Raw genomic sequence first — 21470 nt, forward strand, 5'->3', positions numbered from 1 at the left:
CCAGGCTGGCGTCTGGCATCAGCGCAGCACCGGTTTGACTTTCGACGCGGCCAGCACGGCGCGTGCGCGGGCCGTGTCGGTATCGTCGGCCGTGGCCAGCGCCACGCCCATGCGGCGCCGGGCGAACGATTCGGGCTTGCCGAACAGGCGCAAGTCAGCGCCCGGCACGCTCAAGGCGTCGGCCACGCCTTCGAAGCCGATGCCTTTCGCTTCCAGCTGGCCATAGATGACGGCCGAGGCGGCGGGCGAGCGCAGCGCCACATTGACGGGCAAGCCCAGGATGGCTTTCGCGTGCAGTTCGAACTCGCTCTGCACCTGGCTGGCCATGGTGACCATGCCGGTGTCGTGTGGCCGGGGGCTCACTTCCGAGAACCACACCATGTCGCCCTTGACGAACAGCTCCACGCCAAACAGGCCCAGGCCGCCCAGGTTGTCCGTCACCTTGCGGGCGATCTCGCGCGAACGCTCAAGGGCCAGCGGCGCCATGCGCGCCGGCTGCCACGATTCCACGTAGTCGCCCTGCACCTGCAAGTGGCCGATCGGCTCGCAAAACTGCGTTTCAATGTGTCCCGCAGCGCCCACGGCGCGCACGGTCAGCAGCGTGATTTCATAATCGAAGTCGATGAAGCCCTCGACGATCACGCGGCCCGTATCGACCCGGCCACCGCTGGCCGCATATGCCCACGCCGTTTCCACATCGGCGGCGCTATCGAGCCTGGACTGGCCCTTGCCCGACGACGACATCACGGGTTTGACGACGCAGGGGAAGCCGATTTCCTGGCACGCCAGCTGCAACTCTTGCATGCTGCTGGCGAAGCGATATGGCGAGGTCGCCACGCCCAGCGTTTCGGCCGCCAGCGTGCGAATGCCTTCGCGGTTCATCGTCAGCACGGCCGCGCGCGCGTTCGGGATACAGGTGATCTGGCCCGCCGCTTCCAGCGCCGCCAGGGTGTCGGTGGCGATGGCTTCGATTTCCGGCACGATCAAATCGGGCTTTTCCAGGTCAATCAGGGCAGCGAGCGCCACGCCGTCGCTCATGTCGATCACGTGCGAGCGGTGCGCCACGGGGTGGCCCGGTGCGTTCGGATAGCGGTCGACGGCGATCACTTCCACGCCCAGGCGCTGCAGCGAAATGATCACTTCCTTGCCCAGTTCGCCCGAGCCCAGCAGCATGACTTTGATGGCGGTGGAAGACAGGGGCGTGCCGAAGGTGCGCGGCGCGATGGTGCTGCTATTGTTTGAGGTCATGGCAGGGTCAGGTGGCGTTGGAAAGATGGCTGGGACTATAACAAATGCCGGCCCTCTTGGACAGGGCGCGGGTGCCGTGCTCGCTCAAGCTTCAAGCTTCAAGCTTCAAGCTTCAAGGCCATAGAATACGGCGATGAGGATGGCAATATTGGTGCAAGCGCGGGAAAATGTCGTCGTCGCGTAAGCGACAGCCACGCAGGGAGCGCGGTAGCGCAGGTAGACAAAACTGAACATGGCACCCGAGCCCAGAGCGACGATGGCATGCAGCAAGCCGCCGCTGATGTAATGCACAATGCTCCACAGCATGGCGCCGATGACGATGCTCAGATGGCGGCCGGCGCCCAGGCGCTTGAGTATTTCCAGCGGCAGCAGCTGGCCGAGGAAGGTTTCCAGGATGGGCGAATAGATGACGACCCAGAACACCAGCAGGGGCAAGGACATTTCGCGCTTGAACTTGGCCAAGTCGGTTTGCGCACCCCAGTATTCGGGCGGCAATAGCCATTTGGAGAGGAACAGGATGGCAAAGCACAGCACGCAGGTAAGTAAGCCCCAGCACAGGCCGGCAAGGGCTAGCTGCAGCACGGGCGGCGCTGCTTTGTCGTCGTCCGCGCTCGATAGATCATGGCTGCTGCGCACTTGCATGAGAAGTCCTGAAGGTGATCCAGCACTCATTGTAGCGCGCAATATCGCTGTTGGCGCGCCGTTCTGGTGCGCCAACCGCCTCAGGCCGTCAAGCCGTCAGGCGCAGGGGAGCGTTGGCCGACTGGGCCAGTTTGAAGATGCCCACTTCCTGTTCCAGCTGCGCCGCCTGCTCCTGTAGTTCTTGCGCGGCAGCGGCGGCCTGCTCCACCAGGGCCGCGTTTTGCTGGGTGACGCGGTCCATGTCGACGATGGCGCGGTTGACTTGTTCGATGCCGGTGCCCTGCTCCTGCGTGGCGCGGCTGATCTCGGCCATGATGCCCGTCACCCTGCCAATGCCGGCCACTACCTCATGCATGGTGGCGCCCGCCTGCTCGACGAGCAGCGTGCCCGTGCCCACCTTGCTGACGGAATCGTCGATCAGGGACTTGATTTCGCGCGCGGCGGCGCTGGACCTCTGTGCCAGGTTGCGCACCTCGGTGGCGACCACGGCGAAACCGCGTCCCTGCTCACCGGCGCGCGCCGCTTCCACGGCTGCATTCAGGGCCAGGATATTGGTCTGGAAGGCAATGCTGTCGATCACGCCGATGATGTCGACGATCTTGTTCGACGATGCATTGATCAGGCCCATGGTGTGCACCACTTCGGCCACGGCCTTGCCACCTTGCTCCGACACGGTTGATGCTTCGCGCGCCAGGCGGTTCGCCTCCTGCGCGTTGTCCGCATTCTGGCGCACGGTGGAAATCAGTTCTTCCATCGACGACGCCACTTCTTCCAGCGAGCCGGCTTGCTGCTCAGTGCGCTGCGACAAATCCCGGTTGCCTGAAGCGATCTCGGTCGAGGCCGTGGCGATGCTTTCCGTACCCAGGCGCACCTTGCCGACGATGGAGGCCAGGTTGTCGCGCATGGTCTTGATGGCAAACAGCAAGCTGCTGTCGTCACCGTGGCGCGTGTGCACGTCGATGGCCAGTTCGCCCAGCGCGATGCGTCCGGCGATAGCGGCTGCATACGCCGGTTCGCCGCCCAACTGGCGCAGCAAGCCGCGCGTGATGACGGTGGCGACCGCAATGCAAATGAGCACGCTGAGCGCAGCGAGCACACCAATCCAGCGCAGCGACTGGCCGTAGATGGCGCGCGCGGCCAGGTTGGCCTGCTCCGATTCGCGCTGCACGCTTTTCAGCATGGTATCGATGTCGGCGACGATCTTGCGCCGCAAGGGGCTGCACTCATCGACGAGGAAGGCGCCATACTGTGCCATCTGTCCCGCCGTGCGGAACTGGCGCGGACGCTGCAGTTCCTGCGCCATGCTTTTCAGGCCCGTGCTGACTTTCTCGAATTGGGGATCGCCGGCAAATTGCGGCGCCAGTCGGGCCAGCGCCTCCAGGTACAGCGCCTTCTGACTGTCGAGGATGGCCAGCTCTTTTTCTGCGGCAGCCTGGTCAGAAAAAATATACGCATTGCGGGCGGCCAGGCCCGTCTGGTCGAGTGCTTCGCGCGCCACGTACAGCGGGTCGAGCTTTTCCAGTTGGACTTTATCTTGCGCGTCCATGGCGCCAGAGATGGCAGCGATGCGCAGCAAAGCGAAGGTAGCGAGCACCAGCATGAGTAAAACCAGCAGCCCAAAGCCTGCGCTTAGGCGCACGCCTATCGTCAAACGATTGAATGACATCATTGTTGTTCTTGTCCTGTATAAAGTTGTTTATTGCCGGTTTCGCTAGAGCAAGCGATCTGCTCGCCGTCGTGTTGCCTGTCCTGCATGGCGCAGAACGGCTCGCTAACTGGCGTTTTTTGGGCAGTCAGTTTTTAATTTCGGACAATGTGGGCGCGCGGGAGACGCCCCACGCCATACAAAAGCGGCCTAAATTATAAGCGAAGCGCAAAATTAATGCTTTGAGGCAAGTAACGGCGCATCGATGAGGGCCGCTGTGTCATCTTTCCTTGACCGTGGCACGGCGTGGCGCTGGCATTAACTGGTTATAATTGCCGCATTCTTAAAAAACGAGGTTGTGTATGAAGTGGGCCTTACTGGGCATTTTTGTGTTTTCCGTTTTACATATTCATTTTCGTGGCAAGGTGCGCCTGCCGTTTCGCCGCCAGATTTTCGATCACTCCTCGTTCATGGCGCCGCTGAACCTGTTCATGCATACTTTTTCCAAGGTGCCGGCGACGCCTTATCTTTCCGTGGATCAATTCCCGGAACTGGCGCCCTTGCAGCAGAACTGGCAAATCATCCGCGATGAAGCGCTGCGCATGCAGGAAATGAAAAAGATCAAGGCAGCTGAAAAAAACAATGACGTGGGTTTCAATTCCTTCTTCAAGTATGGCTGGAAGCGTTTCTACCTGAAATGGTATGACGCGAACCACCCGTCGGCACAGCAGATGTGCCCGCAAACCTATGCGCTGCTGCAATCGATTCCCTCGATCAAGGCGGCCATGTTCGCGGAACTGCCGCAAGGCGGCAAGCTCAACCCGCACCGCGACCCATTCGCTGGCTCCTTGCGCTACCACCTGGGCTTGCAGACGCCCAACGACGACCGCTGCTTCATCGACGTCGATGGCGAGCGCCACAGCTGGCGCGATGGCCAGGCCGTGATGTTTGATGAAACGTATATCCACTGGGCCCGCAACGATGCCGACAGCGACCGCGTCATCCTGTTCTGCGACATCGAACGCCCGATGCGCTACCGCTGGGCGCAAGCGCTGAACCGCTGGCTGGGTCGCACCCTGATGACGGCCGCCGCCTCGCCCAACGAACTGGGCGACCAGGTCGGCGGCGTGAGCAAGCTGTTCCAGATTTCCTGGACCATGGGCCAGTACCGCCGCCGCTTCAAGGCGTGGAACAAGACTGCGTATCAAATCACCCGCGTGGCACTCGTGGTGGGCGTGGCCGCGCTGATCTACTTTATTTAGCTTATTTAGTTGCTGCACTGTCTCGCATACAAAAAAACGCCTTAGGGCTAATGCCGTTCAGTTAAGGGTTTTGGCGTGATTGATGAGCGCCAGTAAATTCGCTAACCCCAGAGGCAAAGAGCTGGGGTCGGACCCTCAGGGTCCGACCCCAGTCCTTGTTCTTGGGCTAAAAATAGCATCACTAACACTAACTTAACGGGATTACCGCCTTAGGGCGGTTTTTTTGTATCGAGAATACATGTTCGACCAGGGCTGGGGCTGGGGCTGGCAGCACTATGCTTGCCTCGCCCCGGAAAAATGGAGCGCCTGCAACGGCCCGGTCGACGCTGTACCACGCCAGGCAATAGTCCCCGGCGCGGTTGAATGACTACCCTAGCTGATTACCACATGATCACGCGCTGCTCGGGCGGCAGATACATCGGGTCGCCCGGCTTGATGCCGAACGCTTCATAGAAGCCGGGCTGGTTCTTCACCGTGCCCTTGGCGCGAAATTCGCCCGGCGAATGCGGGTCGCTCTTGATCTGCGCAATCGCCGCTTCGGGACGCAATTTTGCGCGCCATTTCTGCGCAAAGCCGATGTACAGCCGCTGTTCCCCGGTCAGGCCGTCGAGCACGGGCGAGGCCTTGCCACCGAGCGAACGCTGGTAAGCCTTGTAGGTGATCGACAGGCCGGAATTGTCGCCGATGTTTTCACCCAGCGTCAGTTCGCCATTGATGTGGTAGCCAGGCACGGGACTGTAGGCGCCATATTGCTTGACGAGACCGGCGGCCAGTGCTTTGAAGGCCGCGCGGTCCTCAGCCGTCCACCAGTTGCGCAAACGTCCCTTGGCATCATATTGGCTGCCCGAATCGTCGAAGGCATGGCTGATTTCATGGCCGAAGGTAATGCCCAGCAAGCCGTAATTGACGGCATCTTCGGCTTTCACATTGAAAAATGGCGGTTGCAGGATGGCGGCCGGGATGGTGATGGCGTTCAGCGACGGGCTGTAGCTGGCGTTCACCGTTTGCGGCGTCATCGACCATTCATCGCGGTCCACCGACTTGCCCAATTTCTCCAGGTTTTGCTGGCGGCTCCACACGCGCGAAGCGCGCACGTTGGCGATCAGGTCGTTCGGCTGCGTCTGCATGCTGCTGTAGTCGCGCCAGGTGTCCGGATAGGCGATCTTCGGCTTCAAGGCTGCCAGCTTGAGCTGGGCTTCCTTCTTGGTTTCCGGACCCATCCAGTCAAGCTGCTCGATGCCATCCTTGAATGAAGCGACGAAATTGTCGAACATGGCCATCACGCGGGGCCGGGTTTCAGGCGGCAAATACATTGCCACATAACGCTTGCCGACGGCATCGCTGATGGCGTTGTCCGTAAAGCGCAGCGCCAGTTGCCACTGCGGTTCGCTTTGCGGCACGCCGCGCAGCACCGTGGCGTCGAAGGAAAAGCGTTCCTTGACACTAGCGCTGTCCAGATAGGACGCATAACTTTCGATGATGCGCCAGTTCAGATAGCTCTTCCACGATGCCAGCGGCACGGCGGCCACGGTGTCGGAAAAGCCGGTCATGAAACTCGGTTGACGCACCACGGCCGAGGAGGCTTTGGGCGCCAGGCCGGCGGCGGTAAAGTAAGCGTTCCAGTCGAAGGCCGGCGCCAAGGCGGCGAATTTATCGAAATCGACGCGGTTGTACGATTTGACGGGGTCGCGCATTTGCACGCGCGTCCACTGCACGGCCGCCAGGCGCGTTTCGAGGTCGAGGATTTGCGCCGCGTGTTCGGCCGCGCCCTGGTCGCCGCTCATGGCCAGCATGCTCTCGATATGCTTGAGGTATTTGGCGCGCACGGCTTGCAGCTTGGCGTCGTCTTCCTTCAGGTAGTAATCGCGGTCAGGCAAGCCCAGGCCGGACTGGCTGATATTGACCGTATAACGCTCGGGGTCTTGCGCATCGGGCGCCACATAGGCAGAAAACGGCGTCGCGATGCCATTGCCTTGCAAGTAAGCGAACAGCGCCGGCAAGTCTTTTTTGTCTTTCACGCTAGCAACGCGGGCCAGCTCGGCGCGCAAGGGCTTGAAACCGGCCGCATTGCGCGCCTTGTCGTTCATGAAACTCGTGTACAGATCGGCGATCTTGTGCGCTTCGCTGCCGGGCTTGCCGGGGTTCTTGACGCTGGCATCGATCAGGCCGCGCAATTGGCCCTGGGCGATTTCGCGCAACTCAATATACGTGCCCCACACGGATTTGTCGGCCGGGATGTGCGTATTGCGGGTCCAGACGCCGTTGACGTAGCCGTAAAAATCATCGCGGGGGCTAACTGCCGGGTCCAGCGTTTTCAGGTCGATGCCGGAGACCGGCGCGGCGGCGGTAGCACCTTGCTGGGCGTACAGTGAGGGCGAGGATAAGGCGAACAGGGCGCAGCAGGCGGCGCTGATGAGTGAGCGTTTCACGAAGATTCCTTTAATTGTTTTAACTTCATATTGGGGAACATGCTGTGTCCAGGCATGGGAGGCCGGATTATAGTCGGCCTGCCAGTGGGCAACAATAACAGTTAAACAATTCCAGTAATCCGATGGGCGCCTAGGCAAAGCTCAAGCCCGCGTCGCTGGCGGCAGGCTCGATAGTTGTCGATAGTGAGCTAAATAGATACACCAGCCGCACGCCACATTTCTTCTAGCTTACTTTACCGGCTCGAACGTCACGGTCAGCCCATTGCCTGTCGTCCTGATCTGTGTGGGCACGAATTGCACGCCTGCGTAGCGCAATTCATCGGGCTTGAAGGTGTAGATCGGCGTTTCATGCATGAGCTGATCGGCCACCAGGCTGGCCACCTTGGCGAACTGGCGCTGCTGCGCTTCATCCAGGCCGTCGATGCTGACCTTGTCCACGCTCGCTTCACTCAGGTAGACGGCATTGCGCCGGGCGTCGAGCACCAAACGGCCCGACATGGCCAGGCTGCCGCGCCAGCTCTGGCGTATAAACGGCGGCAAGACGCTCGCATCCACGCTCAGAGCGACTCTTTCACGCTCGGGCTGCAGCGACAGTTGCGGGTGGGTCAGCTTGACGTCCAGCACCGACAGCACGCGCTTGTCGATGGGAAAGCGGCGCTCCAAGCCTTGCTGCATCTTGCTCAGCGACACATTCACGTCGCGCGGGCCGATCAGGGTGGAGCACGAAGCCAGCAGCGTGCAGGCCAAAGTGGCAATGGCGAAGGTTTTCAGCAAGGGATGGATAGCAGTCACATTCATGGATAGTCTCGGTGCAAAGATGGCGCCATCTTACACATGCGCCCGCTTCAACACAAACGGCGCCAGCTTGCGGCGGGCGCCGTTTCCTTACGTCAGCTTATGCCTACTCAATGCACGAACAAGGCGACGAGTATGACGATGGGCAATGGAATGCCCAGCAGCAGCAAGAGGATGGAACGCATGGCACTCTCCTAGATTGAAATGGGGGATTTAATACATGCTCACATGGCGCGCAACACGCGCTCATGATCGCGCTGGCGTCCACCGAATGTTGCTGCCAGGCTGGCGACGAAAGCGCCCAACAGCAAGGCGACGAACATCCACAGCGCCGTGTGGGCACCGGCCTTGCGGGCCGTCTCGGCCGCTTGCTGGACACCGGCCTTGGCATCGGCGGCGGCCTTGGCGGCGCGGCCGTAGACGGCGTCGACTCGCGCTTCTGCGTCCCGCTGCGTCAAGCCGGTGCGGCTGGCCACGACCTGGCCCAGGTAGACGCGGTCATCGGCGGCCAGACTGCCCGTAGACAGGCCGCTGGCAAAGATCTTGCCGATTTCCACGCGCCGCTCGGCCAGCGTGACACCAGGGTTCTCTAGCGTAGGCGTGCCAGTCGCAGCAGCGGACACGGGAGCTGCGCGCAGCAGCATGTCCGAGTAGTAATCGAGCGCATTGGCGCTGCTGCCGCCCTCGCCCGCCCTCGCCCGCCTTCGCACCGGCCGCTGCGGCCGGCGACACTGCCGCCGCCACGCCGCTGCCCGCATCGATGGCGCCGCTGAGTACGGCGCGCGTGCCACCGGCCAGGACGGCCACGGTGATCAGGCTGGCCACGGCCCAGGCCAGCAAGCCGTGCGCCGTATCGCGAAAATGCACTTCATCGGTGTGGATGGAACTCCATTTCACGCGCAAACGGCCCGCCATGTAGCCGCCGATACCGGACGCGGCCAGCTGCATGAAGGCCAGCCAGGCGATGCTCGACACGCCGATGGCCGTGGCGTTGAACGACCACGGCGACACGGACGACAGGCCCAGGCCCACGCCGAGGATCAGTAAAATGAAGGATAAGGCGGCCGCTGCGGCGGCGCCGGCCAGCACGGCGCCCCAGGACACGCCAGGATTGTTCAGGTCCGAGACGGACAATTGTGTCGCTTGCATGGAATTCTCCGTTGATTGTTGATTTTTAAGCTGTTCCGGCGGCCATGCCCGTCAGTTGTTCCTTACGCGCGGCCATTTCCTGGCCCAGCGCATCAAGGTCGACGGCCGTATGGCGCACTTTGGGAAACATGTCGCCTTCCTCTTCCTTGACGTGGTGCTCGATCTGCTCGGACAGCACCTTGACCTTGGCGTCGTACAGGTCGTCGGCGGGGTCCATCGCTTCGATTTGCGCAATGAGTTCTTTGGCGCTTGCGTGCTCGACGAGGGCTTCATCCATCAGGTCGCCGTCGTGGATGGGGCGACGCACGGCCGGGTAGAAGATGTCCTCTTCCAGTTGCGTGTGCACGGTCAATTCCTGGCAAATCTGGTCGGCCAGCTTTTTCTTAGTGGCAAATGAGCGGTCGCTCAAGCCTTCATATTGAGCAAACAAGGCTTTGACGGCCTTATGGTCTTGCATTAATAAACTGATCGCATTCATGGCGCCTCCTTGTTGTGGATGAGACAAGGATGCGTCATGGCGGCGCCAGCGTATGTGCGCCGCCATACACAATATTGATTTTTAATACACTCACTTATTTACCTGCCTACTTGATGCCGTGGTGGCCCATCAAGTCGTACAGCGTGGGCCGGCTCACGCCGAGCAACTCGGCGGCGCGGGCGATATTGCCATCGGCCCGCGCCAGTGCGCGCACCATGACCTTGTATTCGGCCACTTCGCGGGCCTGGCGCAGGTTCAGCGGTTCCTCTTGCGGTGCCGCCTGGGCGCTGGCGGGCAAGTCCAGGTCAAGCAGCAAGACGCGCCGCCCCAGCGCAGCCAATTCTGCAGCCAGATTGACTGCCACCGTGGTCTTGCCTGCACCACCCTTGCGGTTCGATACAACGATCGTAACGGGCATCAGAGTGTCCTCAGAAAAGCTCAATCGATGGCCGTTCATTGTTGACGGCGATGGCATAGCCGCCAGCGACAGCGTCATGGGTCGTGTGCTGCGACTGCATGGTGTAACTGACACGCAGCGTTTCGATGACGCCATAAAGGGGCGCAATGTCGAGCGGTACCGTCCAGTCGCCGGCCACACCTTGCTGCGCGTCGCTCATGCACTGGCCGCACATGGCCAGCCCGCTTTGCACATGTTCGATCTGCTGGCGGCTCGCATCTTGGAACTGGGTATGCCCCAGCACGTCGATGACGGCGTTGCGGATCGAACTGACGGCAACATGGGTGTGCCGGGTTACTCCGTCGAGCTCGCTCACCGAGGCCTGGAAGTCGTCGGACAGGCGGCTCATCGTTGAACTAAGCGTCGCCAGCCATCTGGTTTCGTCGTCGTTGCGACGTTGTTCGACCATCGAGACAAATTTATTGCTCACCGTATCGGCGACTTGGCCGATGCTCTTCTCGATCTGCACGGCGGCCGTTTCGATCTGCTTCGAGAGATTGCGGACCTCGGCGGCGACCACAGCGAATCCTTTTCCGGCGGTACCTGCCCGGGCCGCTTCGATGGCGGCATTGAGCGCCAGCAGATTGGTCATCCTGGTGACTTCGCGGATCGCGTGTGTAAACGCTTTCAGTTCCGCAACTTGTGCAACGATGCACTTGATGGCGGCCCCCTCCTCCTCGACACGTTGCACGCGCTGGCCACGGTGAATTTCCATGTCCTTGATGTGCTGCGTGCTCTCGTCGATCAAGCCCCTGGCCTCGCCATACAGCGACGCCGCCCGCAGCTTGCCGGCATCCTGGATAACCAGCAGCCGCGCCGCTTCCGCTTCCACCTCGGTGAGCCCGAGCAGGATCGCCAGTGCAGCCGCTTCGGTGGTACTGTTGGTTACGCCAAGGTGCGCCTGCAAGATGGCGGTCAAATCGGGTACCGAGGCCAGCAGCGCCTGCAGTTGGTCGATATTTTCCTGCGCGATGCGGGCGCCTCTTACCTTGCTGGTCACCAGTGCGCATATGCAGACCATCATCAACACGAGCAAGCTCACGCCGAACGATGTCGTCCATCTCAACACGGCTGGCGCATGGCTGAACAAGGCCACAAAGGCCGAATTGAACCACAGGGTGAGGCCGAACGCGAACAGCGTCAGCCCGATTCCTGCCAGGCAGGTGTACAGATCGCGCAGGGATCGTACGTGGCCGAATCTCATCATCACGCTCCGGGCACCACTTGTTTGATGACCTTGACCAAATCGTGACCTGCAATCGGTTTCACCAGCCAGCCGGTAGCGCCCAGCTTCTTGCCTTCGTCGCGCTTGGATGCCTGGCTTTCCGTCGTCAGCGTCAAGATCGGCGTAAAACGAAAACCGGGCAGTGCCCTGACATGTTTGATCAGTTCAAGCCCGCCCATATTGGGCATATTGATGTCGGTAATGATCAGATCAGGCTTGACCCCTGCTTTCAGCTTGGTCATTGCCTGCATGCCGTCGGCGGCAGTTTCGACTCTAAAACCGCTCATTTCCAGGGTGGCCTTGACGCTCATCAGCATCGTGGTCGAGTCGTCGACAAGCAAGATAGTTTTAGACATGGCAGTTCTTTCTTAATCAAATTTCAAAGCAGCTTCGAGCCAAACGCGCAGTTGCGTGTCGAGCGGCCAAGTGGCGATGCGGCAGCGCGCCGCCATCAGCACTTGCAGGTTGGCCGGGTGCAGGTGGGTGCAGGCGCCTAGATAGACCCGGGCGCGGGGCTTGCCCTGCAGCCATTCAAGCAAACCCTCAGCTTCGTCCACGCTAGCCATGTCGCGAAACAGCGCCTGATTTTTCTTGTATTCGATAGGCATCAGATAATCTCCCTTACATTGAGCATCATGAGCACCGAGCCGTCACCCATGAGGGCCGAGCCTGAATAAACCGACAAGCCCGCCAGCACCCCGGTGAGCGGCTTCTGGATCACGTCCACGGTCTTGCGGAAGTCGTCAACGATCAGGCCGACCGACTCGCCACCCACCCGCGTCACCAGCACCGCCATCTCATCGTAGGCATTGGCGTGCGGCGCGGCGGGAAGGCCGAGCAAGGCGTTGAGCGCTTTCAGCGCGATGATTTTTCCCCGCAGCACGATGCTCTGACTGCGCTTGATCGTGTATATGTCGCTCGAAGGGATGCGCACGGTTTCCACCACATGCTCCATGGGGACGCCAAAAAGCTGCCGGTCCGATTCGACGATCATGACCTGGGTCACCGCCATCGACAGCGGCAGCGAGATGCAAATGCGGGTGCCCTTGCCCACCTCGCTTTCCAGTACGATGCTACCGTTCACCTTCTCCACAGCGGTGCGCACCGCATCCATGCCCACGCCCCGTCCGGATAGATCAGAGACGACTTCGGCGGTGGAAAAACCGGCGGCAAACACTAGGCTCAGCGCATCCCGGTCGCTGATGCGTTCTAGCGTGGCCTCATCGATAATGCCTTTTTCATAGGCCTTGCGCTTGATCACTTCAGGATCGATGCCCTTGCCGTCGTCGATAATCTCGATCAGCACCTGGTCGCCTTGTTGTATGGCGCGGATCGTGAGGCTGCCCTGGACAGGCTTGCCCGCAGCGCGCCGCAGAGCCGGCGTTTCAAGACCGTGGTCAAGACTATTGCGCACGATATGGACCAACGGGTCTGCCAGCGACTCGATGATATTCTTGTCCGCTTCGGTCTCCTCGCCCTCCAGCACCAGTTGTACTTCTTTACCCAGCTTGCGTGAAATATCGCGCACCAGGCGCGGGAAACGCTGGAACACGAAGGAGACCGGCATCATGCGCACCTGCATGATGGCGCTCTGCATTTCCTCGGCGATACGGTTGATGACAGCGTATTGCGCCTTGATCTCGCGCGCCAGTTCGCGCACGCCGAACTGCTCTTCGGCCCGCTGAGCAAGATAGGGCAGCGCATTTTTGGACACCACCATTTCACCGATCAGGTTCATCAGCAGGTCGATCTTGGCCTGGTCGACCTTCAGGCTCTTGGTGCTGAGATTGGCGTCGTCGGCACGGCGGCTTAATTTACCCCCCTCATCGGCCGCTACCAGCGGGGCTTCTGACGACAAGGCCAGCGGCGCCTCGTCACCCGAGTCTGGCGCTGGCCCGTTCGCGCGCCCGTCCAGCCATGCCAGCAATGGCGCGCTACTGCTTGTCGCCAGCGCGAGCTGCAGCGCTGCTGTGACCTGCTCCTGTGCCAGCCGATCATCAGTGGCCTTGCAGCAATTGACCAGCACTGCGCCAACTGCCTTGAGGCGCCCCGCGTGCCAGGCCGGATGGTCGTCCGACATCAGGATTTGACGCTGCGCCGCAAAGATGGCCTCAAGCGCGCCGCCATCTTCTTCACAGAGCCGTGGGAGCGGAAGCGCCACAACGGACAGCGTGCCGGTGTCCGCATCGTGCGCCGGCTGCGGCGGCTTGACGGCGTTCCACTGCGGCGCCGTCAAGGTCAGCAGCGACTCGATGAGGCTGCGCAATGCCGCTTGGTCGTCCGGCGCGCTGTCGATCAGCTGCAATAGCCAGCGCAAGGCCGACGAGAGCCACAAATCGGGGGTGCTCAAGTGCAGCATGGTCAGCGTGGCCTGCTTGAGCGCGGCAAGCTCGCCAGCGTCCAGATAATGCAAGGCATCGGCGACAAAATCGTCATACACCGGCCCGCCGCTAGGATTGCCCTGGGGGATGACGACGCAGCGGGCATCGAGCGCAACGATGTTCACTTGCTCCGGCACGTATCGGTAGTGTTCGGTCAACGCATCGTGCGAAGCGCACGTCAACAGCTCGAACTCCAGCACGCAGCGGTAGGCATCGAGCTCGGCCAGCGGCAGCCAGGCTTCGCGCGCGACGATGCGGCACCATAGGATGTCAGGCGTCTGACGCGCGGTAAAAAAGGGATCGTCGCCCTGGAAGAAGCATGCCTCCAGCGGCCGGTAGGTGATCCAATGCACCGCCTGGCCGTCCATGACGCGCGCATAGGCATTCAGGCGCACCGCTTCGGCTACCTCGGCCAGCGGCAACTGATCCGGCGTCAGGCTTGGCGACGCTGCCTCGTGCGCCGCCGGCGCGCCGTGCGCAGCGTCGACGCAGGCCTCCTGCAGCGCGATCAGCGCCCGCAGCGCCCTCGCCAGCTTGGCCGAATCGGCTGCGCGCGCGGCATCGATACGCCCCGCCGATTCGATCTCATCGCACAGGATGTCGACAAAATCCATGGCATCGAGCAGTTGATCGGCCAATTGCTGCGAGTAAGCGATACGGCCGTTCCTGAAGGCATCCATCAAGTCCTCACTGGCATGCAGCACACGCGTCATATCGGGGAAATCAAACAGGCCGCTGTTACCCTTCAAAGTATGGACCAAGCGGAACAGCTCTATCATCAGATCGGCGTCATCGGGCGCCTGTTCCAGTTGCATCAGCTTTTCGCCTATGCCTTGCAGAAAATCGCGCGCCTCGGCAAGAAATTGCGTGAGCAGCGGGTTCATGGCCGCACCTCGCCGAGCAGCAGGCGCACGTGAGTCAGCAGTTGTGCTGGCTTGGCCGGCTTGACGAGGTAGCAGTTCGCTCCCGCCCGGTAGGCCTCGCTCTGGTCATTCATGGCCGCCTCGGTCGAGACCATGATGGCCGGCGCCTGGAATATATCCTCGGCGCGCAACTGGCGCAAGAAACCGTAGCCGTCGAGCTTGGGCATATTGATATCGACGATATACAGGTCGAACGGGGCCTGCAACGCTTTTTCAAGCGCCTCGATGCCGTTCATCGCCTCTTCAACGAGGTAGCCGGCGGCGCCGAGGATGCTGCTGTAATACATGCGCACGGTCGCGGCATCATCGACGATCAGGATGCGTTTCATCAGCCCTCCAGGGGTTTTTGATAAATAATGGCTTCAGGGAATTTACGAATCTTGTACAGCGAGGAGATGCGGCTCATCGATTCCGAATGGCCCAGGCAGATATAGCCGCCCGGCTTGAGGGCGTCATAGAAGGTTTCTGCGGCCGCCTTGCGCGACACGTCGTCGAAATAGATCAGCAGGTTGCGACAAAAGATCACGTCGAAATTGCGGTAGGGCCGGGTATCGCCAGGCTCGGCCAGGTTGACGCGGGTAAATTCCACCGCTTGCCGCAAGTCCTCGCATATTTGATAGTCATCGCCCATGCGGGTGAAATATTTCGTCAGCCATGGCGCTGGCACGTGTTGCACCGAACGTGTCGAATAGCGCCCCACGCGCGCCTTGTGCAAGATGCCGGTATCGATGTCGGACGAGATGATCTCCACATCCCACCTGACCAGGCCCGGCCAGCGCTCCATCAAGTACATCGCTACGGTGTACGCTTCTTCACCGGAGGACGAGGGAATGCACCAGATGCGGATCGGGCTCTTGTCGCTCTTGCTCTGGACGATCTCGGGCAGCACGGAATCGACCAGGCACTTGAACTGGTACTCTTCGCGCAAAAAATAGGTTTCGTTGACCGTCATCAGGTTGGTCAGCTGTTGCAGCTCGGCGCCCGATACTTGGAAGCGCAGCATGCTGAAGTAACTGCGGAAGCTGTCACTACCGGTAGCCTCGACCCGCTCGACCAAACGCTTATCGACGAAATAGCGCTTGGTCGTCTCGAAGTTGATCCCTGTCTTGCGATAGAAATACTCGCGAAATTTTTGGAAATCATCATCAGTGATGGCGATCTTTGTCATGGCGTATCAGTCTTCCTTGTTACGGCCGAGCGCCAGGTCCGCGGCGAACTGGATGTATGGTTCATCGGCAAAGCGGCCCTTGAGCCTGACCAGCGCCGCCACCATCGCGCCGCTGCCGACCTCGCTGAGCAGGTCCAGTGCGGCGGCGCAGACATTCACGTGCGGCTCCGTGTCGATGACCGCGATCAGCCACGACTCGACATCGGGGTGGCACAGCGATTCAAGGATATTGACGGCGAAGATGCGCACATCCGGGTCAGCGTCGATCAGCAGGACCTGCATGATCGGCGCCACTGCATCGGGCATCTGTTGCATTGCCTCGATCGCCTCGTTGCGCAGGGCCGCGTCCTCACTGCGCAGGCAATCAATCAGTCCGGCGACTGCCGTTGCGTCGCCCAGACGGGTCAAGGTGGTGAGGATCACTTCGCGTACCGCCAGGTCGCTCTCGCGCTTGAGGCGCCCCACCAGCGCGGCGGCGGCCCCCTTGCACTCAAGCAGATCGCGCGCGGCCCAGCGCCGGGCGCTGGCGTCAGCATCGTCCAGGGCCGCAATCAGGTCAGGGCATGCGCGCAGATGCCGGCGATCTTCGCGCGCTACGGTTTCGGTAAGCTGCGTCTTGATGAATGCCATTCCCGTTCTCCTTTAACGCCCGGCCCAAGCATTGAGCTGGGTGGCTATTTTTTCCGCCGCCAGAACCAGGCTGGCGCCGCGCTTTTCGATCAATTCCCGGGGCATGCCGAACACCACGCAGGACGCTTCCGATTCAGCGATAGTGCGCCCGCCGCGTTGCTTGATCTGGGCAAACGCATCGGCGCCATCGTTTCCCATGCCTGTGAGCATCACCGCCGTTACCCGTGCCGGGTCGCAGTGCTCCAGCACCGAGCGGCCCAGCAGCTCGACCGAGGGATGCCATAGGTGCTGCGCATTTTCCGGCTTGGGCAGCACGGTGAGCTTGCCGGCCCGCAGCGCCACCACCATGTCGGCGCCGCCCTTGGCGATATAGATGGTGCCCGGCTCGACCGGCATCGGCGAGGCGGTCTCGACCACCCGCAGCGCGCACAGCTTGTCGAGTCTTTCGGCAAAAGACTTGGTAAATGCGGCCGGCATGTGCTGCGCCACCAGCACCGGCCATGGGAAGTCGGCCGGGAATTGCGGCAAGATCAGTTCCAAGGTGCTCGGTCCGCCGGTCGACACGCCGACCAGTACCAGGCCTTCCGCTGCCATACTGCGGCCCGCAGTGACGGGGCGCGCCGCGATTTGTTCGCGCTGCTCGCGCAGCGACTCGGCCAGCGCTTTGACAGCCGATCTTTGGCCCTTGAAGCGCGCGCGCGCGGCGGCGCGCACCTTGCCTACCAGCTCTTCGGTAATCTTGTCGATCGACAGCGAGATGCTACCGTCCGGTTTGACGATGTAATCGACCGCCCCCAGGTTGAGCGCCTCGAATGTGGCAAGCGCCCCTTTTTCTGTCAGCGATGAGACCATGACCACCGCCACCGGGCGCTCGACCATGATGAGAGAAAGGGCTGTGAGGCCATCCATTTCCGGCATGTTGATGTCGAGTGTGATCACGTCCGGCTGAAATGCGCGATTTTGCTCGACTGCCTCGCGGCCGTTCCTCGCTTGCTTGATCTCGAATCCGCCAGTTGTCGCGAAGATTTGCGTCAGCTGGCGCCGCATCAGCGCAGAATCGTCGACGATGAGAAGCTTAATCATCGCCTCACCGCCCCACTGCCGCGAGCGTGGTCAAGTCCTCGCCCTCCACAAGATAGGCCGGCTCAAGCAACTGCACCATGCGCTTTTGCTGCTCCATGTTGGCAATGCGCGACAGCAGCCGCCCTTGCCCGCTCGACAGTTGCGGCGACGGCTCGATCAGCGACTTGGAGATCTTCAACACCTCGGCCACCTGGTCGACAATGAAACCGGTACGCACGTCGGCAATCAGAAACACCATGATGCGCTGGTTGTCGGTGCGTTCCACCCGCGGCAACCCCAAACGCATGCGCAGGTCGATCACCGGCAACACGCTGCCACGCAGGTTGATGACACCTTCGACGAACGCCGGCGCTCGCGGTACATGGATCAGTTCTTCCGGCACGCGCACGATCTCCTGCACGCTGTTGATGGGTACGCCGAACTCTTCCTTATTTAGACGAAACACCACCACCTGTTCATCGTCGTCCAGATGCTCATCCAGGTCGGCAGCGTCAGCGCCGGTGTTGTGATCACTATCGTTCACAGTAGTCAATGCCTCCTTGATGGCGGAATGGTCGAACAGGTTGCGCACGGTGATGATGGAGACCAGCCGCTTGCCGTCGTCCAGCCGGCAGATATCGGAAATGTCGGCGAGGTCACCGTCCCTGGCGAGCAAGGCGGGCATGACGTCAACGCAGCTCTTGGCCACGCGCAGTACTTCGCTGACGCCATCGACCGCCACACCGACCGACTTGCCGCCCAGCGCCAGCACGACGATGCGGTTTTTTTCGTCCAACGGCAGGTCGGGCAGGCCGAACATACGGCGCAGGCTGACCAACGGCAACAAACGGCTACGCAGCGTCATCACGCCGATGACGTGCGACTGCGAGTGCGGTACATGGACGATCGTGTCCGGCACCTGGACGATCTCTTGCACGTCGGCGATGGCGATCGCGTACTCCTGCCCAGCCACGTGAAAGCTCACCAGCTGTAACTCATCGCTCGCCACCGCTTCTTTAGCATCATCGGTGCTGCCGGCGGTCAAGCCAGCTGCCATGGCACTGCCTTTGGCGATGCCGGCGATGTGCGCGAACTCGCGCGCGATGAGCTTCTCAAAATCGAGCACCATGATGATGGCGTGGCCGCCGACACCTTTGATGAGTCCGGAAATGAGGTCGGTATCGACCGTGCTCCGGATCGCTCCGACATTCTCGATCTGGCCGGGGTCGACCCCGACCACGCTGGCCACCCGGTCAACCACGAATCCGAGCGACTGACCGACATCGATCACCACCGCGCGGGTGGTGTCGTCAGGTGCCTTTTCCGGAAAACCAAACATGCGGCGCAGCGAAATGATGGGCAATACCTTGCCGCGCAGGTTGGCCAGGCCATCGAGCGAGGCCGGCGCCAGCGGCACCCGTACTACCTCGGGCAGGCGGATGATTTCCTGTACCGGTGCCATGTCCACGGCAAACACTTCTCCGCCAGTGATGAAGGTGACAAACTGCCTTGTCTCGGAAACCATGTCTTCGAGGACATCATCCCCGGCGTGCGTCTGTGGCACCCGCTCTTCAAGCGCTTCGGTTGTCATGATGGCGCCCCTTTACGCTGCACTTTGCAGTTCATCGGCAAGCGAGGAAATCTCCTCGATGGCGGCGGCCAACTCTTCGGCGCCCTTCGACTGCTGGGTTGCGGCGCTGGCCGCTTCGGTGGCTGCTTTCTCGGCTTGCTGGGACGCGGTGGAAATCTGCTCGATACCGCACTTCGCCTGGCCGATGGCCGCAGCAATTTTCAGGGAGGCAGAGAGAATTTCGCGCGTCCCCTGATCGACGACGAGGATGTCCGCTTCGATCTGAACCAGGTTCGCGGTCGAGGCTTTGGCCCCTTCCACTTCGCGCAGCGCGGACTTGACGATGTCATCGAGATCGGCGCTCACGGCGGCGATCTGATCCTGTACCGCCTTGACCAGATCCTTGATGCGGTCTGCGTTTTCTGCCGAATCGCGGGCAAGGTTGCGGATATCGGTCGAGACTACCACGAAGCCCTTGCCGAATTCGCCGGCGCGCGCCGCTTCGATCGAGCCGTTCACTGCGAGCATATTGGTCTGGATCGATACGGTGGTGATCGCTTCGACAATCTTGTTGATGCGGCGCGATACCTGCTCCAAGGCTTTGACCAGCTTGATGCTGTCCTGCGTGCCCATGACCGAGGCGGTAATACCGTTAATCAACTCATCGACCGAGGTCTTGTTGACGGCAAGGGTTATCAACACGTTCTTGACCTTTTCGCCGCCATCGGTGGCGCGCTGCTGCGCCAGCTCGACATCGCGTTCGATCTGAGTGACCGCAGCGGCGGACTGTTCGCATGCAGCGGCCGAGGTTTGCGCGCCTTTTCGGATCTGCTCGATCGCGGCCATGATCTGGGCGCTCGCGCTATTGATCTCCTGCACTGCGGAGGAGAGCTCTTCTGCGGAAGAGGCAACCTCCTCGGCACTCTTGGCCACATCGGTGGAATGTTTCAAGTCTTCGGCCAGTTCCGCCATGGCTTGGGTCGCATGCTCGGACTCGGCCAGCGCCTGGGATTGCTGCTGGACGGTCTTGGCAGTTTCCTCGGCAGCGGCCGATTGCTCCAGGGCTGCGGCGGCGATTTCCACCGAACCCTTCAAGGCTTGCTGGGCGGCGGCGTCCGATTGCTTGGCGCCGGTGGCAATTTCAGTGATGCCACGCACCACTTCGATCACGTCGGTACGGATAGCCTCAAGCTGTAAGGTGATCACCTTGCCTTTTTCGACTTCGCCTTCGATCGCCTTGGCTGAAGAGTTGATGCCATCGGCGATCGCCTTGACATCGAGCTGGATCTGGCCCACCAAGTCCTGAATCTGCTTGGCGCTCATTTCCGAGGTTTCAGCCAGGGTCCGCACTTCGTCAGCGACCACGGCAAAGCCTTTGCCATGCTTGCCGGCACGGGCGGCCTCGATAGCCGCGTTCAGGGCCAGCAGATTGGTCTGGTCGGCAATGCGCGCCACCGCCTTGACGATGTCGCCGATGTTGGCGGCCTGCTTTTCCAGCTCCACCACCATCGCCACGGAGGCAATCTGGCGCTCCCCGGCCACTGTGACGTTGGTGATCAGCGTGGCAACATCCGCAGAGGTCTTGGCCACGAGCAACTGGGAGACCTCGGCCTTGGTCTGGCTTATATCTGCATTGCGCAACTGGAGTGCGATAGCACCGATGACTTGGTTGAAAGCAGTCATCGATTCCTGCGCCGCACCCGAGGCCTGTTCGGCGCCGGTGGCGATCTGGTCGGCAGCGCGCTTTAACTGCTCGGCGGCAGAGGCAGCCTCGTTGATGCCGGACGACAACTGCCCGGTGGCGGCGGCGATACGCTCGGCCGCCTGTTGCTGCTTGCCGAGAGTACGCGCCCGTTTGCGTTGGACTTCTGCATCGCGCGCCGATGAGGCACCCGACTTGCCGCTGTCGCGTTCGGACGCGACGGGAATCATGCTGGTGAATTTCTTGACGATGGCCATGGGGTAATTCCTTGAGGTTGCTTATACACGACGAACAAGATGACTATTGCAACAACAGACTGAGGCCGTAGAACCTCTTTCCCCCAGACGGATTTAGGGCATACCGACAATAGCAATGCCAGGCCCGCTAGCATCACCGCGCAACTCTTTTACGTTCTAGTTTGAAGGAAATTCACAAGTGTGAACCTCCGGCACAGCAGCCATTTTGTGGCCTACTTTTGGTCGGAGAAGCTGGGGTCGCCAACAGCAAGACAAGCTTTGTGTCCACTGGGGCTGATTGCCCGGTCCTGCCATTGCGGCAGAGCAACCGGTCGCGTCAAGCAGGGTTTAGGCTTGGCGCTTGGGGCGGTTCGATTGACAACAGCGTGTTACTTTTTGCTTGCTTTCGCAATGCTGTGCCCAAGAACCGATCAACCTCAATGTGGCATCACTAAGCCTTGCATTCAC

The 21470-nt window shown here is 61.0% G+C and carries 20 protein-coding genes; 1 reads left to right on the forward strand and 19 read right to left on the reverse strand.

Annotated features, from left to right (window positions below):
* Positions 1-18: 18 nt before the first annotated feature.
* The 3 genes from purT to ACQ4V8_RS16180 form a co-directional block, all read right to left on the reverse strand.
* Complete coding sequence (purT, locus tag ACQ4V8_RS16170) at positions 19-1248, reverse strand: formate-dependent phosphoribosylglycinamide formyltransferase (protein ID WP_070347372.1); 1230 nt, start codon at positions 1246-1248, stop codon at positions 19-21.
* A 105-nt stretch (positions 1249-1353) separates the two neighbouring features.
* Positions 1354-1890 (reverse strand): CPBP family glutamic-type intramembrane protease, encoded by a 537-nt coding sequence (locus tag ACQ4V8_RS16175; protein WP_010398089.1) that lies wholly within the window; start codon positions 1888-1890, stop codon positions 1354-1356.
* Between the two features lie 88 nt (positions 1891-1978).
* Entirely contained in the window at positions 1979-3559 is a 1581-nt protein-coding gene (locus ACQ4V8_RS16180) for a methyl-accepting chemotaxis protein (RefSeq protein ID WP_436571834.1), read from the reverse strand.
* 338 nt (positions 3560-3897) lie between these two features.
* Between ACQ4V8_RS16180 and lpxO the strand changes: the two genes are divergently transcribed.
* Complete coding sequence (gene lpxO, locus ACQ4V8_RS16185; RefSeq protein WP_010398083.1) at positions 3898-4797, forward strand: lipid A hydroxylase LpxO; 900 nt, start codon at positions 3898-3900, stop codon at positions 4795-4797.
* Positions 4798-5177: 380 nt separating this feature from the next.
* Here the strand turns inward: lpxO and ACQ4V8_RS16190 are convergent, their stop codons facing one another.
* From ACQ4V8_RS16190 to ACQ4V8_RS16265, 16 genes are all read right to left on the reverse strand, one after another.
* Complete coding sequence (locus ACQ4V8_RS16190) at positions 5178-7226, reverse strand: M13 family metallopeptidase (RefSeq protein ID WP_436571835.1); 2049 nt, start codon at positions 7224-7226, stop codon at positions 5178-5180.
* A 228-nt stretch (positions 7227-7454) separates the two neighbouring features.
* Complete coding sequence (locus tag ACQ4V8_RS16195) at positions 7455-8024, reverse strand: DUF1439 domain-containing protein (protein WP_436571836.1); 570 nt, start codon at positions 8022-8024, stop codon at positions 7455-7457.
* 221 nt (positions 8025-8245) lie between these two features.
* Positions 8246-8578: a hypothetical protein gene (locus tag ACQ4V8_RS16200; RefSeq protein WP_436571837.1), complete on the reverse strand. Its 333-nt coding sequence runs from the start codon at positions 8576-8578 to the stop codon at positions 8246-8248.
* Positions 8520-9170, reverse strand: a complete 651-nt coding sequence (locus ACQ4V8_RS16205; RefSeq protein ID WP_436571838.1) for a hypothetical protein — start codon at positions 9168-9170, stop codon at positions 8520-8522. Before ACQ4V8_RS16205 ends, ACQ4V8_RS16200 begins: the two co-directional genes overlap by 59 nt.
* Positions 9171-9195: 25 nt before the next feature.
* Entirely contained in the window at positions 9196-9648 is a 453-nt protein-coding gene (locus tag ACQ4V8_RS16210; RefSeq protein ID WP_436571839.1) for a hemerythrin domain-containing protein, read from the reverse strand.
* 106 nt (positions 9649-9754) lie between these two features.
* Positions 9755-10066, reverse strand: coding sequence for a ParA family protein (locus ACQ4V8_RS16215; protein WP_070347271.1), 312 nt, complete (start codon positions 10064-10066; stop codon positions 9755-9757).
* A 10-nt stretch (positions 10067-10076) separates the two neighbouring features.
* Positions 10077-11312 (reverse strand): methyl-accepting chemotaxis protein, encoded by a 1236-nt coding sequence (locus ACQ4V8_RS16220; protein ID WP_436571840.1) that lies wholly within the window; start codon positions 11310-11312, stop codon positions 10077-10079.
* Entirely contained in the window at positions 11312-11686 is a 375-nt protein-coding gene (locus ACQ4V8_RS16225; protein WP_010398075.1) for a response regulator, read from the reverse strand. The genes ACQ4V8_RS16220 and ACQ4V8_RS16225 overlap by 1 nt, the downstream gene beginning before the upstream one ends.
* Before the next feature lie 12 nt (positions 11687-11698).
* On the reverse strand, positions 11699-11938 hold the full coding sequence (locus tag ACQ4V8_RS16230) for a hypothetical protein (protein ID WP_010398074.1): 240 nt from the start codon (positions 11936-11938) through the stop codon (positions 11699-11701).
* Positions 11938-14595 carry a chemotaxis protein CheA gene (locus tag ACQ4V8_RS16235; protein ID WP_436571841.1) on the reverse strand — a complete coding sequence of 886 codons (2658 nt, stop codon included), beginning with the start codon at positions 14593-14595 and terminating at the stop codon, positions 11938-11940. Before ACQ4V8_RS16235 ends, ACQ4V8_RS16230 begins: the two co-directional genes overlap by 1 nt.
* A complete protein-coding gene (locus tag ACQ4V8_RS16240; protein WP_010398072.1) occupies positions 14592-14963 on the reverse strand; it encodes a response regulator transcription factor in 372 nt (123 codons plus the stop codon). The genes ACQ4V8_RS16235 and ACQ4V8_RS16240 overlap by 4 nt, the downstream gene beginning before the upstream one ends.
* Positions 14963-15802, reverse strand: coding sequence for a CheR family methyltransferase (locus ACQ4V8_RS16245; protein WP_010398070.1), 840 nt, complete (start codon positions 15800-15802; stop codon positions 14963-14965). The genes ACQ4V8_RS16240 and ACQ4V8_RS16245 overlap by 1 nt, the downstream gene beginning before the upstream one ends.
* Before the next feature lie 6 nt (positions 15803-15808).
* Positions 15809-16432: a HEAT repeat domain-containing protein gene (locus tag ACQ4V8_RS16250; RefSeq protein WP_436571842.1), complete on the reverse strand. Its 624-nt coding sequence runs from the start codon at positions 16430-16432 to the stop codon at positions 15809-15811.
* Positions 16433-16444: 12 nt separating this feature from the next.
* Positions 16445-17515, reverse strand: a complete 1071-nt coding sequence (locus tag ACQ4V8_RS16255) for a protein-glutamate methylesterase/protein-glutamine glutaminase (protein ID WP_436571843.1) — start codon at positions 17513-17515, stop codon at positions 16445-16447.
* Positions 17516-17519: 4 nt separating this feature from the next.
* A complete protein-coding gene (locus ACQ4V8_RS16260) occupies positions 17520-19085 on the reverse strand; it encodes a chemotaxis protein CheW (RefSeq protein WP_436571844.1) in 1566 nt (521 codons plus the stop codon).
* Between the two features lie 12 nt (positions 19086-19097).
* Positions 19098-21023 carry a methyl-accepting chemotaxis protein gene (locus ACQ4V8_RS16265; protein ID WP_010398061.1) on the reverse strand — a complete coding sequence of 642 codons (1926 nt, stop codon included), beginning with the start codon at positions 21021-21023 and terminating at the stop codon, positions 19098-19100.
* Between the last annotated feature and the right edge of the window lie 447 nt (positions 21024-21470).

The organism is Janthinobacterium paucivorans (assembly GCF_051380805.1).
GTDB lineage: Bacteria > Pseudomonadota > Gammaproteobacteria > Burkholderiales > Burkholderiaceae_D > Janthinobacterium > Janthinobacterium lividum_D.